12 protein-coding genes are annotated in these 13348 nt (G+C 72.5%); 8 read left to right on the top strand and 4 right to left on the bottom strand.

The genetic code is table 11. The features are described from left to right. Together B7P34_RS24090 and B7P34_RS24085 are read left to right on the top strand one after the other, a co-directional pair. A partial coding sequence (locus B7P34_RS24090; protein WP_146166910.1) for a ComEC/Rec2 family competence protein occupies positions 1 to 897 on the top strand: 897 nt, incomplete at its 5' end. Positions 898 to 948: 51 nt separating this feature from the next. Then, a complete protein-coding gene (locus B7P34_RS24085) occupies positions 949 to 1758 on the top strand; it encodes an arylamine N-acetyltransferase family protein (protein WP_106679695.1) in 810 nt (269 codons plus the stop codon). A 19-nt stretch (positions 1759 to 1777) separates the two neighbouring features. Here the strand turns inward: B7P34_RS24085 and B7P34_RS24080 are convergent, their stop codons facing one another. Continuing rightward, on the bottom strand, positions 1778 to 2050 hold the full coding sequence (locus tag B7P34_RS24080; protein ID WP_223268165.1) for a hypothetical protein: 273 nt from the start codon (positions 2048 to 2050) through the stop codon (positions 1778 to 1780). A 72-nt stretch (positions 2051 to 2122) separates the two neighbouring features. Between B7P34_RS24080 and holA the strand changes: the two genes are divergently transcribed. Continuing rightward, positions 2123 to 3109, top strand: a complete 987-nt coding sequence (gene holA, locus B7P34_RS24075) for a DNA polymerase III subunit delta (protein ID WP_189383009.1) — start codon at positions 2123 to 2125, stop codon at positions 3107 to 3109. 333 nt (positions 3110 to 3442) lie between these two features. Here the strand turns inward: holA and rpsT are convergent, their stop codons facing one another. Continuing rightward, positions 3443 to 3709 (bottom strand): 30S ribosomal protein S20, encoded by a 267-nt coding sequence (gene rpsT / locus B7P34_RS24070; RefSeq protein ID WP_106679688.1) that lies wholly within the window; start codon positions 3707 to 3709, stop codon positions 3443 to 3445. A gap of 227 nt (positions 3710 to 3936) precedes the next feature. Here rpsT and lepA point away from each other — a divergent pair, with 227 nt between their 5' ends. The 3 genes from lepA to hemW all read left to right on the top strand — a co-directional run bounded on the left by lepA (position 3937) and on the right by hemW (position 9199). Beyond that, positions 3937 to 5778, top strand: coding sequence for a translation elongation factor 4 (lepA, locus tag B7P34_RS24065; RefSeq protein WP_223268166.1), 1842 nt, complete (start codon positions 3937 to 3939; stop codon positions 5776 to 5778). A 259-nt stretch (positions 5779 to 6037) separates the two neighbouring features. Then, a complete protein-coding gene (locus B7P34_RS24060; protein WP_106679684.1) occupies positions 6038 to 7927 on the top strand; it encodes an AMP-dependent synthetase/ligase in 1890 nt (629 codons plus the stop codon). A gap of 39 nt (positions 7928 to 7966) precedes the next feature. Then, entirely contained in the window at positions 7967 to 9199 is a 1233-nt protein-coding gene (hemW, locus tag B7P34_RS24055) for a radical SAM family heme chaperone HemW (RefSeq protein WP_106679683.1), read from the top strand. Between the two features lie 84 nt (positions 9200 to 9283). Here hemW and B7P34_RS24050 read toward each other — a convergent pair whose 3' ends face one another. Then, positions 9284 to 10123, bottom strand: a complete 840-nt coding sequence (locus B7P34_RS24050; RefSeq protein ID WP_106679701.1) for a DUF3097 domain-containing protein — start codon at positions 10121 to 10123, stop codon at positions 9284 to 9286. 49 nt (positions 10124 to 10172) lie between these two features. Continuing rightward, positions 10173 to 10838 (bottom strand): MBL fold metallo-hydrolase, encoded by a 666-nt coding sequence (locus B7P34_RS24045; RefSeq protein WP_106679681.1) that lies wholly within the window; start codon positions 10836 to 10838, stop codon positions 10173 to 10175. 270 nt (positions 10839 to 11108) lie between these two features. Here B7P34_RS24045 and hrcA point away from each other — a divergent pair, with 270 nt between their 5' ends. Further along, positions 11109 to 12125 carry a heat-inducible transcriptional repressor HrcA gene (gene hrcA / locus B7P34_RS24040; protein WP_030366537.1) on the top strand — a complete coding sequence of 339 codons (1017 nt, stop codon included), beginning with the start codon at positions 11109 to 11111 and terminating at the stop codon, positions 12123 to 12125. Further along, positions 12126 to 13265 carry a molecular chaperone DnaJ gene (dnaJ, locus tag B7P34_RS24035; protein WP_106679679.1) on the top strand — a complete coding sequence of 380 codons (1140 nt, stop codon included), beginning with the start codon at positions 12126 to 12128 and terminating at the stop codon, positions 13263 to 13265. The last annotated feature ends 83 nt before the right edge of the window (positions 13266 to 13348 follow it).

Genomic DNA, 13348 nt, shown 5'->3' with positions numbered 1-13348 from the left:
ACGGCCCGGCGGCTGCTCCGCAACCCCTGGGCGTGCGCGGCCTGCGCGCTGCTGCTGCTCGTCGCGGTCGTCCGCCCGGCGCCCCTGAACCGCGCGGTGACAGGCTGGCCGCCGCCGGGCTGGCGGCTCGCGGTCTGCGACGTGGGGCAGGGGGACGCGCTGGTCCTCGCGGCGGGCGAGGGGCAGGCGGTCGTCGTGGACGCCGGGCCGGAGCCCCGGGCCGTGGACCGGTGCCTGAGCGCGCTCGGCGTCGAGCGGATCCCCCTCGTCCTGCTGAGCCACTTCCACGCCGACCACGTGGACGGGCTGCCCGGGGTGCTGCGCGGCCGGGCGGTCGGGGAGATCGAGACGACTCCGTTCGCGGAGCCCGCGGGGCAGGCCGCGTTCGTCCGCCGCGAGGCCGGGCGCGCGCACGTGCCCGTGACCACGGCCCGGGCGGGGGAGCGCCGCCGCCTGGGCGACCTGGCGTGGGAGGTGCTGTGGCCGCCGCCGGCAGGGACGTCGGCGGTGGCCGAGGAGGGCCCCAACGACGCCAGCGTCACCCTGCTGGTCCGCAGCGGCGGCCTGACCGCGCTGCTGCTCGGCGACTTGGAGCCGCCCGCCCAGCAGGCCCTGCGGGAGGCCCACCCCGGGCTGCCCGCCGTGGACGTGCTCAAGGTCGCCCACCACGGCTCCGCCCACCAGGACCCGGAGCTGATACGCGGGCTCCGGCCCCGCCTCGCGGTCGTCTCGGCCGGCGTCGGCAACCCGTACGGCCACCCCTCGCCCCGCACGCTCGCCGCGCTCAGGGAACAGGGCACGGCGGTCCTGCGGACCGACACGGACGGGCCGGTCGCGGTGACCGGCAGCGGGGCGACGGTGACGGCGGTCGCCGAAGACCGCGGCCCAGGACCGTGACCAAAACCGCAGCCCGATGACATCAGCCGCGATCTGAGGGATAACTGACCCATGAACAAGATCATCAGTAGTGCGGACGCCGACGCGTACCTGGCCCGTATCGGCGTCGCGAGGCCGGCCGTGCCGGACCTGGCCGCACTGCGCGAGCTCCACCTCCGCCACCTGCACGCGGTGCCCTTCGAGAACCTGTCGATCCACCTGGGCGAGGAGATCGTGCTGGACCCGGCCGCCCTCGTGGCCAAGGTGACCGGCGGGCGGGGCGGCTTCTGCTACGAGCTCAACGGCGCGTTCGCCGCGCTGCTGGACGCCCTGGGCTACCGGGTCACGCTGCTGGCCGCCCGGGTGATGGGGCCCGAGGGGCGGTTCGGCCCGCCCTTCGACCACCTCGCGCTGAAGGTGCGCACGGCCGACAGCGACGAGCCGTGGCTGGTGGACGTCGGCTTCGGCCGGAACAGCCACTACCCGCTGCGGTTCGACGAGCGGGGCGAGCAGGCCGACCCCGCCGGCCCCTTCCGGCTCGCCGAGACGGCGGACGGGGACCTCGACCTCCTCCGGGAGGGCGACGTGCAGTACCGCATCGAGCGCCGGTCCCGGCAGCTGGCGGACTTCGAGGGGGGCTGCTGGTGGCACCGCACCTCGCCCAAGTCCCTCTTCACCAAGGCGGTGATCTGCTCCCGGCTCACCGGCACCGGCCGCGTCACCCTCAGCGACCGCACCCTCGTGACCACCGGAGCGACGGGCCGTCAGGAGCTGCCGCTGGCGGAGGAGGAGGTCCTGCCCGCCTTCCGCGAGCACTTCGGCATCGCCCTCGACCGGGCGCCGCAGGCGCGGCGCATCCCGGAGGAGCAGGTGGTGCCGTAGGCGCGGGGCGGGCGGCGGGTCACTCCCGCTCGAGCCAGCCGTCGTACTCCTCGGCGAGCTCGCGCAGGGCGGCGAGGTCGAGGTCGCCCTCGGAGGCCTCCAGGACGACCAGCCACTGGGCGTCCTCGGCGTCGTCCTCGCCGGCCAGGGCCTCGCGGACTATGCGGGGGTCGTCGTCGAGCGCGAAGCGCTGCGCGGCCTCCTCGGCCGCCTCCTCCGCGGCATCGCGGTCGGGAAGCACCAGGAGGTGTCGTACGGAATCGGTGTCTGAGGAGAGGTAAGGGCTGCTCACAAGGCACATTGTGCGATATGGCGGACGGACGCGCGGGGGGAGGTGTCAGTAGCGCGTGGGATGCTGGTCGCGATGGCCAGGAAGACTGCAACCGACGACGTTCTCGCCCCCGTCACGCTCGCCGTGGGCCAGGAGGATCTCCTCCTGGACCGGGCGGTCCGGGAGGTGGTCGCGGCCGCCCGCGCCGCCGACGCGGACACCGACGTCCGTGACCTCACCCCCGACGCCCTCCAGCCGGGCACCCTCGCCGAGCTCACCAGCCCGTCGCTCTTCTCCGAGCGCAAGGTCGTGATCGTGCGCAACGCCCAGGACCTCTCGGCGGACACGATCAAGGACGTCAAGGGCTATCTCTCCGCGCCCGCCGAGGAGATCACCCTGGTGCTCCTGCACGCGGGCGGCGCCAAGGGCAAGGGCCTGCTGGACGCGGCGCGCAAGGCCGGGGCGCGGGAGGTCGCCTGCCCCAAGATGACCAAGCCGGCCGACCGCCTGGCATTCGTGCGCTCCGAGTTCCGCACGGCAGGCCGCTCCGCCACCCCCGAGGCCTGCCAGGCCCTGGTGGATGCGATCGGCAGCGACCTGCGGGAGCTGGCGAGCGCCTGCACCCAGCTCGTCGCCGACATCGACGGCACGATCGACGCCGCCGTCGTCGGGCGGTATTACACGGGCCGCGCCGAGGCCTCCAGCTTCACCGTCGCCGACCGCGCGGTGGAGGGCCGGGCCGCCGAGGCCCTGGAGGCGCTGCGCTGGGCTATGTCCACGGGCGTCGCGCCCGTCCTGATCACCAGCGCCCTCGCGCAGGGCGTCCGGGCCATCGGCAAGCTCGCCTCCGCCCCGCGCGGGGCGCGCCCCGGCGATCTGGCCAGGGATCTGGGCATGCCGCCGTGGAAGATCGACCGGGTCCGGCAGCAGATGCGGGGGTGGTCCGCGGACGGCGTCGCGGCGGCGCTCACCGCGATCGCGGAGGCCGACGCCGGCGTCAAGGGCGGGGGCGATGATCCGGAGTACGCCCTGGAAAAGGCGGTCGTGGCGGTGGCCCGGGCGGCCAGAAGCCGCGGCTGAGCCGTAGGACGACAAAAGCCCCGGGGAAAGCCCGGGGCTTTTGCACGCGCGCTTCCGGAAAAGCCCGAAGGCCACGGGCTGCCTTTACAAGCCCGAAGGCCGCCGGCCGCCCTTGAAGGCCCGAAGGCCCGGACCGCCCTCAAAAGCCCGAAGGCCCCGGGCCGCCCTTGGGGAAAGGGGGCACGGGGCCTTCGGATCGTTCATCGAGCCGTGAGGCTCATGCCGCGCCCGCGTGGCGAACGACCGAGCGCGGCGGGGTGCCGGACCGGAGCGGTAGAGGGGCCGCTGGTTCCGATACCGGCGAAGGACCGGGGCTCACGCCCCGGAGAGGCTTCAGCCCTTGAGGGCGGCAACCTGCTTGGCCAGCGCCGACTTCTTGTTGGCGGCGGCGTTCTTGTGCAGGACACCCTTGGTGGCGGCCTTGTCGAGCTTCTTGCCGGCCAGGGCGACGGCGGCGGTGGCCTTCTCGGCGTCACCGGCGACGATGGCCTGACGGGCCGCACGGACAGCGGTCTTGACCGCGGACTTGACGGCCTTGTTACGCAGGCGCGCCTTCTCGTTGGTCTTGTTCCGCTTGATCTGGGACTTGATGTTCGCCACGAAAGAGCCTTTTCAGGTTCGTTGGATTTCGAGATGTGCGCCCCACGACTGAGAGGGTCGCGAAGCACAGTGGACCAGGCTACCAGCAGCCCCTCCGGCCGCCCAAACCGGACGACGGCCGCCGCTCATGGGACGATGGAGGGGTCGTATACCCGACTCCCGCCGAGACTGGCGTACCAACGCCGAAGTCACCGAATGGATCCTGCGTGCCCGCGACCCCTACCAACGTGCCCGAGCCGAGCCGTACCGACCCGGCTCTGATCCGCAACTTCTGCATCATCGCGCACATCGACCACGGCAAGTCGACGCTTGCCGACCGGATGCTCCAGCTCACCGGCGTGGTCGACCAGCGGCAGATGCGCGCGCAGTACCTCGACCGGATGGACATCGAGCGCGAGCGCGGCATCACGATCAAGTCCCAGGCGGTCCGTCTGCCGTGGGCGCCCACCGAAGATGAGGGCAACACCCACATCCTCAACATGATCGACACGCCGGGCCACGTCGACTTCACCTACGAGGTCTCGCGCTCGCTCGCCGCGTGCGAGGGCTGCATCCTCCTGGTCGACGCCGCGCAGGGCATCGAGGCCCAGACCCTCGCCAACCTCTACCTGGCGATGGAGAACGACCTCACGATCATCCCGGTCCTCAACAAGATCGACCTGCCCGCCGCCCAGCCGGAGAAGTTCGCCGCCGAGCTCGCGAACCTCGTCGGCTGCGACCCCGAGGACGTCCTCAAGGTCTCCGCCAAGACCGGCATGGGCGTGCCCGAGCTGCTCGACCGCGTCGTCCGCGACGTCCCGGCCCCGGTCGGCGTCAAGGACGCCCCCGCCCGCGCGATGATCTTCGACTCGGTCTACGACTCCTACCGCGGCGTGGTCACCTACGTCCGTGTCGTCGACGGCGAGCTCAAGAAGCGCGAGCGCATCAAGATGATGTCGACCGGCGCCACCCACGAGCTGCTGGAGATCGGCACCAACTCGCCCGAGATGCTGCCGGCCGACGGCCTCGGCGTCGGCGAGGTGGGCTACATCATCACCGGTGTGAAGGACGTCCGGCAGTCCAAGGTCGGTGACACGATCACCTCCCAGCAGAACGGCGCCACCGAGGCCCTGGGCGGCTACAAGGACCCGAAGCCCATGGTCTTCTCGGGCCTGTACCCGCTGGACGGCTCGGACTACCCGGAGCTCCGCGAGGCCCTCGACAAGCTCCAGCTCAACGACGCCGCGCTCGTCTACGAGCCGGAGACCTCGGCCGCCCTGGGCTTCGGCTTCCGCGTCGGCTTCCTCGGCCTGCTCCACCTCGACGTGGTCCGCGAGCGGCTGGAGCGCGAGTTCGGCCTCGATCTCATCGCCACCGCGCCCAACGTGGTCTACAACGTGCGGATGGAGGACGGCGCCGAGCACGTCGTCACCAACCCGAGCGAGTTCCCCGAGGGCAAGATCGCCGAGGTGCACGAGCCGGTCGTCAAGGCGACCGTCCTCGCGCCGACCGAGTTCGTCGGCGCGATCATGGAGCTCTGCCAGTCCCGCCGCGGCACCATGCTCGGCATGGACTACCTCTCCGAGGACCGGGTCGAGCTGCGCTACACCCTCCCCCTCGCGGAGATCGTCTTCGACTTCTTCGACCAGCTGAAGTCCAAGACCCGCGGCTACGCCTCCCTCGACTACGAGCCCACCGGCGAGCAGACCGCCGACCTGGTCAAGGTCGACATCCTGCTGCACGGCGACAAGGTCGACGCGTTCTCCGCGATCACCCACAAGGAGAAGGCCTACGCGTACGGCGTGCGGCTCGTCGCCAAGCTGCGCGAGCTCATCCCGCGGCAGAACTTCGAGGTGCCGATCCAGGCCGCGATCGGCTCCCGCGTCATCGCCCGCGAGACCGTCCGCGCCATCCGCAAGGACGTCCTCGCCAAGTGCTACGGCGGTGACATCTCCCGTAAGCGGAAGCTGCTGGAGAAGCAGAAGGAAGGCAAGAAGCGCATGAAGATGGTCGGCAGCGTGGAGGTCCCGCAGGAGGCCTTCATCGCGGTGCTGTCCAGCGACGAGGCGGGGGAGAAGGGCAAGAAGTAGCCCGCCCCCCAGCCGGACACGGCCGCCCCCGGTCGGACCCGGCCTCCCGCCGGAGGACCGGCCGGTCCCGCTCCGTCACGAAGCGCTCGTTCCCACCGTGTGGAACGGGCGCTTCCGTGCGTTCCGGTACTCCCGCCGGTCACAGCTTCGACAAGCCCTTCTCACCCTCTTACGCCACGGGCCCGGGCCGCTTACGCTGATCACTGCTTGGAAGGTTACTCGTGAGTCACCAGCAACGCATCGGGCCCCGGAGGACGCCGTGAGCGAGACACAGGCTTTGATCGAGAACCGGCCGCCCTCCGTGGCGTCGATCCTCCTCGAACGCGTCGGGGCGACCCCCGGTGCGGAGGCCTACCGCTACCCGGTCCCCGCCCCCTCCGGCCAGGGCCCCGACACCTGGGCCTCGCTCACCTGGGGCCAGGCCGCCGAGCGCGTCTTCGCGATCGCCGCGGGCCTGGTCGACCTCGGCGTGCACCCCGAGGAGCGGGTCGCCCTCTCCTCGTCCACCCGCGTGGAGTGGATCCTCGCCGACCTCGGAGTGCTCTGCTCCGGGGCCGCGACCACCACCATCTACCCCAGCACCAACGCCGAGGAGACGGCGTTCATCCTCTCCGACTCCGAGAGCCGGGTGCTCATCGCCGAGAACGCGGCCCAGCTCGCCAAGGCCCGGCAGCACCGCGCCGACCTGCCCGGCCTCGTGCACGTCGTGGTCGTCGAGGAGGAGGACGCCGTCCCCGCCGACGGCGACCCCGAGGGCTGGGTGCTCTCCCTCGCCGAGCTGGAGCGGCGCGGCGCCGCCCGCCTGGCGGCCGAGCCCGAAACCGTGCGCGAGCGCATCGAGGCCCTGCGCGCCGACCAGCTCGCCACGCTCATCTACACCTCCGGCACCACGGGCCGCCCCAAGGGCGTGCGCCTGCCCCACGACACCTGGTCGTACATGGCCCGCGCCATCCAGGCCACCGGGATGGTCCGCCCCGACGACGTGCAGTTCCTGTGGCTGCCGCTCGCGCACGTCTTCGGCAAGGTGCTGACGTGCAGCCAGATCAGCACCGGGCACGTCACCGCCGTCGACGGGCGCCAGGACCGGATCGCCGAGAACCTCCGGGCCGTCCGCCCCACCTACATGGCGGCCGTCCCGCGCATCTTCGAGAAGGTCTACAACGGCGTCGCGGCCAAGGCCCGCGAGGGCGGCGGCGCCAAGTACAAGATCTTCCGCTGGGCCGCCGAGGTGGCCCGCGAGTACGCCAAGGCCTCGCAGGAGAACTTCCGCCGCACCGGCAGCGCGGGCGTCCCCTTCGGGCTCGCCACCAAGCACAAGGTCGCGGACGCCCTCGTCTACGCCAAGATCCGTGAGGCCTTCGGCGGCCGCCTGCGCGCCTGCGTCTCCGGCGCCTCCGCGCTCCCCCCGGACATCGGCTACTTCTTCTCCGGCGCCGGCATCCACATCCTGGAGGGCTACGGCCTCACCGAGACCAGCGCCGCCAGCTTCGTCAACCCCGGCGAGGCCTACCGCACCGGCACGGTCGGCAAGCCCCTGCCCGGCACCGAGGTCCGCATCGCCGACGACGGCGAGATCCTCCTGCGCGGCCCCGGCGTCATGGCCGGCTACCACCGCCTGCCCGAGAAGACCGCCGAGGTCCTGGAGAGCGACGGCTGGTTCCACACCGGCGACATCGGCGAGCTGTCCCCCGACGGCTACCTGCGCATCACCGACCGCAAGAAGGACCTGATCAAGACCTCGGGCGGCAAGTACGTCGCACCGACCGAGATCGAGGGCCGCTTCAAGGCCCTGTGCCCCTTCGTCTCCAACGCCGTCGTGCACGGCGCCGACCGCAACTTCTGCACCGCCCTCATCGCCCTCGACGAGCCCACCCTCATGACCTGGGCCGCCGACCACGGCCTCGCGGGCAAGCCCTACGCCGAGGTCGTCGCCGACCCGCGGACCGTCGAGCTCGTCGAGGGCTACGTGCAGCGGGTCAACGAGGGCCTCCAGCGCTGGCAGACGATCAAGAAGTTCCGGCTGCTGCCGCGCGACCTCGACGTCGAGCACGGCGAGCTCACCCCGAGCCTGAAGCTGAAGCGGCCCGCGGTCGAGCGGCAGTACAAGCACCTGATCGACGAGATGTACGAGGGCGCCCGGGAAGCGTGAGCCGACCGGTCCACTCCGGCGATGCCGGACAATGGACCCATGCCTTCCGTACTGCCTGACGGCGAACCCATGCCCGAGGACGGGGCCCTGCCCGGTCACGCCCTTGCCGGCGCCGGGCAGCGGCCGCTCGGGTTCTACCTGCACGTGCCGTACTGCGCGACGCGCTGCGGGTACTGCGACTTCAACACGTACACCGCGAGCGAGCTGCGCGGCTCCGGCGGCGCGCTCGCCTCGCGGGACAACTACGCCGAGACGGTCGAGCAGGAGATCCGCCTCGCACGGAAGGTCCTGGGCGACGACCCGCGCCCCGTCGAGACCGTCTTCGTCGGCGGCGGCACGCCCACGCTGCTGCCCGCCGCCGGCCTCGTCCGGATGCTCGCCGCGATCCGCGACGAGTTCGGCCTCGCCGACGGCGCGGAGATCACCACCGAGGCGAACCCCGAGTCCGTCGACCCGCGCTACCTCGCCGAGCTCCGCGAGGGCGGCTTCAACCGGATCTCCTTCGGCATGCAGAGCGCCCGGCAGCACGTCCTGAAGATCCTCGACCGCACGCACACGCCCGGCCGCCCCGAGGCGTGCGTCGCGGAGGCGCGCGCGGCCGGCTTCGAGCACGTCAACCTCGACCTGATCTACGGCACCCCCGGGGAGTCCGACGACGACTGGCGGGCCTCCCTGGACGCGGCCGTCAGCGCCGGGCCCGACCACGTCTCCGCGTACGCGTTGATCGTCGAGGAGGGCACCCGGCTCGCCCGCCGGATCCGCCGCGGCGAGGTCCCCATGACCGACGACGACGTCCACGCCGACCGCTACCTCATCGCCGAGGAAGCGCTCACGGCCGCGGGCTTCTCCTGGTACGAGGTCTCCAACTGGGCCACGTCCGACGCCGGCCGCTGCCGCCACAACGAGCTCTACTGGCGCGGCGCGGACTGGTGGGGCGCGGGCCCCGGCGCGCACTCCCACGTCGGGGGAGTGCGGTGGTGGAACGTCAAGCACCCGGGCGCGTACGCGCAGGCGCTGGCCGAGGGCCGGTCGCCGGGCGCGGGCCGGGAGGTCCTGGCGGACGAGGACCGGCGGGTCGAGCGGATCCTGCTGGAGCTGCGGCTGATCGACGGCTGCCCGCTGTCGCTCCTGCGCCCCGCGGGCGCGGCGGCGGCCGCGCGGGCCCTGGCGGACGGCCTGCTGGACCCCGGCCCGTACGAGCGGGGGCGCGCGGTCCTCACGCTGCGGGGCCGGCTGCTGGCGGATGCGGTGGTCCGCGACCTGGTGGACTGACACGGGGCTCCGCCCCGGACCCCGGTCCTCAATCGCCGGACAGGCTGATTTTTCAGCCGGTCCGGCGCTTGAGGACGACGCGCGTCAGCGCGGATCGGGAGCCGCCGTCACGAAATCGATCAGCTCCTCCACCCGCCCCAGAAGCTCCGGCTCCAGGTCCTTGTACGAGCGCACGCCCGAAAGGATCCGCTGCCACGCGGCGCCCGTGTTCACAGGGTGCCATCCGAGCGCCTCGCAGACCCCCGTCTTCCAGTCCTGCCCCCGCGGCACCCGCGGCCACTCCGCGATCCTCACGGAGGAGGGCTTGACCGCCTCCCACACGTCCACGTACGGGTGACCCACGACGAGGACGTGCTCGCCCGTCACCTCCGCCGCGATCCTCGACTCCTTCGAGCCGGGCACGAGGTGGTCCACGAGGACGCCGAGCCGCGCGTCCGGCCCGGGGGCGAAGGAGCGGACGATCGCCGGGAGGTCGTCGACGCCCTCCAGGTACTCGACGACCACGCCCTCGATGCGCAGGTCGTCGCCCCACACCCGCTCGACGAGCTCCGCGTCGTGGCGGCCCTCCACGTAGATGCGCCCGGCCCGGGCGACGCGTGCCCGCGCGCCCGGGACGGCGATCGAGCCGGACGCCGTCCGCGCGGGCCCCTGAGGGGCGGGCGCGGACGAGGGCCGCACGAGGGTGACGACGCGCCCTTCCAGCAGGAAGCCCCGAGGCTCCATCGGGAAGACGCGGTGCTTGCCGAAGCGGTCCTCCAGGGTGACTACGGGCCCCTGCGCCGTCTTCTCGCAGCGGACCACCGCCCCGCAGAAACCGGTGGTGACCTCCTCGACCACGAGATCGACGTCCGCGGCCACCTCGGGCGCGGGCTGCTGCTTCTTCCACGGGGGAGTGAGATCGGGGCCGTACTGTCTGCTGCGCATGGAGATCATTGTTCCCGCGGCGCGGGCGGTTACGACACGGCGCGGGCGGTCACGACACACCGAAGCGCGCCGCCAGCGCGTCCCGCTGCGCCCGTACGAATCGCGCGTCCACCGCCGCCCCGTGCCCGGGCACGTACACGGCGTCCTCGCCGCCGAGCGCCAGCAGCCGGTCGAGGGCCGCGGGCCACCGCCGGGGCAGGGCGTCCGGCCCGGCCTGGGGCTCGCCGGACTCCTCGACGACGTCGCCGCAGAAGACGACCTCGGGCGCTCCGCCGCGGCCCGCGACGAAGACCGCCAGGTCGTGCGCGGTGTGGGCGGGCCCGAGGTTGGCGAGGAGGGCCTGCCGCCCGCCCAGGTCCAGCGTCAGCTCCCCGCTGACCGGGTGCCGGGGCACGACGAGGCGCTCGGCGGCCTCCGCCGCGGCGCCGGGCGCGAGCCCGTACCGCTCGGCGTCCAGGCGCAGCTCCTCGCGCTCGCGCCGCATCAGCTCGGCGGCGCCGACGGCCCCGTACACCTCCGCGCCCGGGAACGCGGCCGTGCCGAATACGTGGTCGAAGTGGGGGTGCGTAAGAGCGATATGCGTCACGCTCCGGTCGAACAGCTCGCGCACCTCGTGCCCGAGCTCCGCCCCCTCCGCAACCGTCGCCCCGGTGTCCACGAGCAGCACGCCCGTACTGCCCACGATCACTCCTACTGTGGCGTCCCACACAGGCATTCGGCGGCGCGCGACCCCCGGCGCGAGCCGTTCCCACCGCGCTTCCGCCCCCTGGCCTTGCTGACCGCTGTCCATACCAGGACGCTAGCGGGAGCGCGGTACGGTTGCCCGTCCGGCAGTTCTTCCCGAGGGCCGCGGGCGCCGCGGCGCGGACGGCTCTTGCCCTGGCTGTGGTGCACGGCCGTACACTGGCTGGAGGGCTTTGGCACTCACCACCACTGAGTGCCAGGATCGGCCCCGTAAGACGGTCTGGACTTGGAGGTGCGCGCGATGCTGAGCGAACGCAGGCTCGAGGTGTTGCGCGCCATCGTCCAGGACTATGTGGGCACCGAGGAGCCGGTCGGCTCCAAGGCCCTCACCGAGCGGCACCGGCTGGGCGTGTCCCCGGCCACGGTGCGCAACGACATGGCCGCGCTGGAGGAGGAGGGCTTCATCGCCCAGCCGCACACCAGCGCCGGCCGCATCCCGACCGACAAGGGCTACCGGCTCTTCGTCGACCGGCTCGCGGGCGTCAAGCCCCTGTCGACCCCGGAGCGGCGCGCCATCCAGAACTTCCTGGACGGCGCCGTCGACCTGGACGACGTCGTGGGGCGCACGGTCCGCCTGCTGGCGCAGCTGACCCGGCAGGTCGCCGTGGTCCAGTACCCGTCGCTGACCAGGTCGACGGTGCGCCACGTGGAGCTGCTCTCGCTCGCGCCGGCCCGCGTCATGCTCGTCCTGATCACCGACACCGGGCGGGTCGAGCAGCGCATGATCGACTGCCCGGCCCCGATCGGGGAGACCTCGCTGGCGGACCTCCGCGCCCGGCTCAACAGCCGCGTCGTGGGCCGCCGGTTCACGGACGTGCCGCAGCTGGTCTCGGATCTCGCCGAGTCCTTCGAGCAGGAGGACCGCGGAACCGTTTCTACGGTGCTCGCCACCCTGCTGGAGACGCTCGTCGAGGAGACCGAGGAGCGGCTGATGATCGGCGGCACCGCCAACCTCACCCGTTTCGGGCACGACTTCCCCCTGACCATCCGGCCCGTGCTGGAGGCGCTGGAGGAGCAGGTCGTGCTGCTGAAGCTGCTGGGCGAGGCCAAGGACTCCGGGATGACGGTGCGCATCGGCCATGAGAACGCTCACGAGGGACTGAACTCCACATCGGTCGTCGCCGTCGGCTACGGTTCGGGCGACGAGGCAGTCGCCAAACTCGGCGTGGTCGGACCGACCCGCATGGACTACCCCGGAACGATGGGAGCGGTACGCGCAGTGGCACGTTACGTCGGACAGATCCTGGCGGAGTCGTAAGTGGCCACGGACTACTACGCGGTCCTGGGCGTACGGCGCGACGCCTCGCAGGACGAGATCAAGAAGGCCTTCCGCCGCCTCGCCCGCGAGCTGCACCCGGATGTGAATCCGGACCCGAAGACGCAGGAGCGGTTCAAGGAGATCAACGCCGCCTACGAGGTGCTCTCGGACCCGCAGAAGAAGCAGGTCTACGACCTCGGCGGCGACCCGCTCTCGGCGTCCGGCGGCGGCGGTGGCGGAGCCGGTGGCTTCGGCGCGGGCTTCGGCAACTTCTCCGACATCATGGACGCCTTCTTCGGACAGGCGTCGCAGCGCGGCCCGCGCTCGCGCACCCGGCGCGGCCAGGACGCCATGATCCGTCTCGAAGTGACCCTCGACGAGGCCACGTTCGGGACCACCAAGGAGATCCAGGTCGACACCGCCGTCGTCTGCACCACGTGCAGCGGCGAGGGCGCGGCCCCGGGCACCTCCGCCCAGACGTGCGACATGTGCCGCGGCCGCGGTGAGGTCTCGCAGGTCACCCGCTCCTTCCTCGGCCAGGTCATGACCTCCCGGCCGTGCCCGCAGTGCCAGGGCTTCGGCACGGTCGTGCCGACCCCCTGCCCGGAGTGCGCCGGCGACGGCCGCGTCCGGTCGCGGCGCACGCTCACGGTCAAGATCCCGGCCGGTGTCGACAACGGCACCCGGATCCAGCTCGCGGGCGAGGGCGAGGTCGGCCCCGGCGGCGGCCCCGCCGGCGACCTCTACGTGGAGATCCACGAGAAGCCGCACACGGTCTTCCAGCGCCGCGGCGACGACCTGCACTGCACGGTCACCATCCCGATGACGGCCGCGGCCCTCGGCACGAAGGTGCCGCTGGAGACGCTGGACGGCATCGAGGAGATCGACATCCGGCCCGGCACGCAGTCCGGCCAGTCGATCCCGCTGCACCAGCGCGGTGTCACGCACCTGCGCGGCGGCGGCCGCGGTGACCTCGTCGTCCACGTCGAGGTGATCACCCCCAGCAAGCTGGACCCGCAGCAGGAGGACCTGCTGCGGCAGCTGGCGAAGCTGCGGGGCGAGGAGCGGCCGATGGGCGAGTTCAAGCCGGGGCAGCAGGGGCTGTTCTCGCGGCTGAAGGACGCGTTCAACGGGCGCTGAGGCCGCCCGGACCCGTCCTCTTGGCGGGTGCTGGGCGCCGCGGCCGCACCGGCTGAGCGCCACAATCGCATCATCGACGATCG

The sequence above is a fragment of the Streptosporangium nondiastaticum genome (genome assembly GCF_003011965.1).
GTDB classification, from domain to species: Bacteria; Actinomycetota; Actinomycetes; order Streptomycetales; family Streptomycetaceae; genus Streptomyces; species Streptomyces nondiastaticus.
The sequence above is the reverse complement of the archived record's forward strand: the minus strand, read 5'-3'. Positions and strand labels throughout refer to the sequence as shown.

Coding starts and splice junctions, on each gene's coding strand:
- hrcA (WP_030366537.1), top strand. CDS start 11,109: ATGCTGAGCGAACGCAGGCTCGAGGTGTTGCGCGCCATCGTCCAGGAC.
- B7P34_RS24045 (WP_106679681.1), bottom strand. CDS start 10,838: ATGCCTGTGTGGGACGCCACAGTAGGAGTGATCGTGGGCAGTACGGGC.
- hemW (WP_106679683.1), top strand. CDS start 7,967: ATGCCTTCCGTACTGCCTGACGGCGAACCCATGCCCGAGGACGGGGCC.
- B7P34_RS24050 (WP_106679701.1), bottom strand. CDS start 10,123: ATGCGCAGCAGACAGTACGGCCCCGATCTCACTCCCCCGTGGAAGAAG.
- B7P34_RS24085 (WP_106679695.1), top strand. CDS start 949: ATGAACAAGATCATCAGTAGTGCGGACGCCGACGCGTACCTGGCCCGT.
- holA (WP_189383009.1), top strand. CDS start 2,123: ATGGCCAGGAAGACTGCAACCGACGACGTTCTCGCCCCCGTCACGCTC.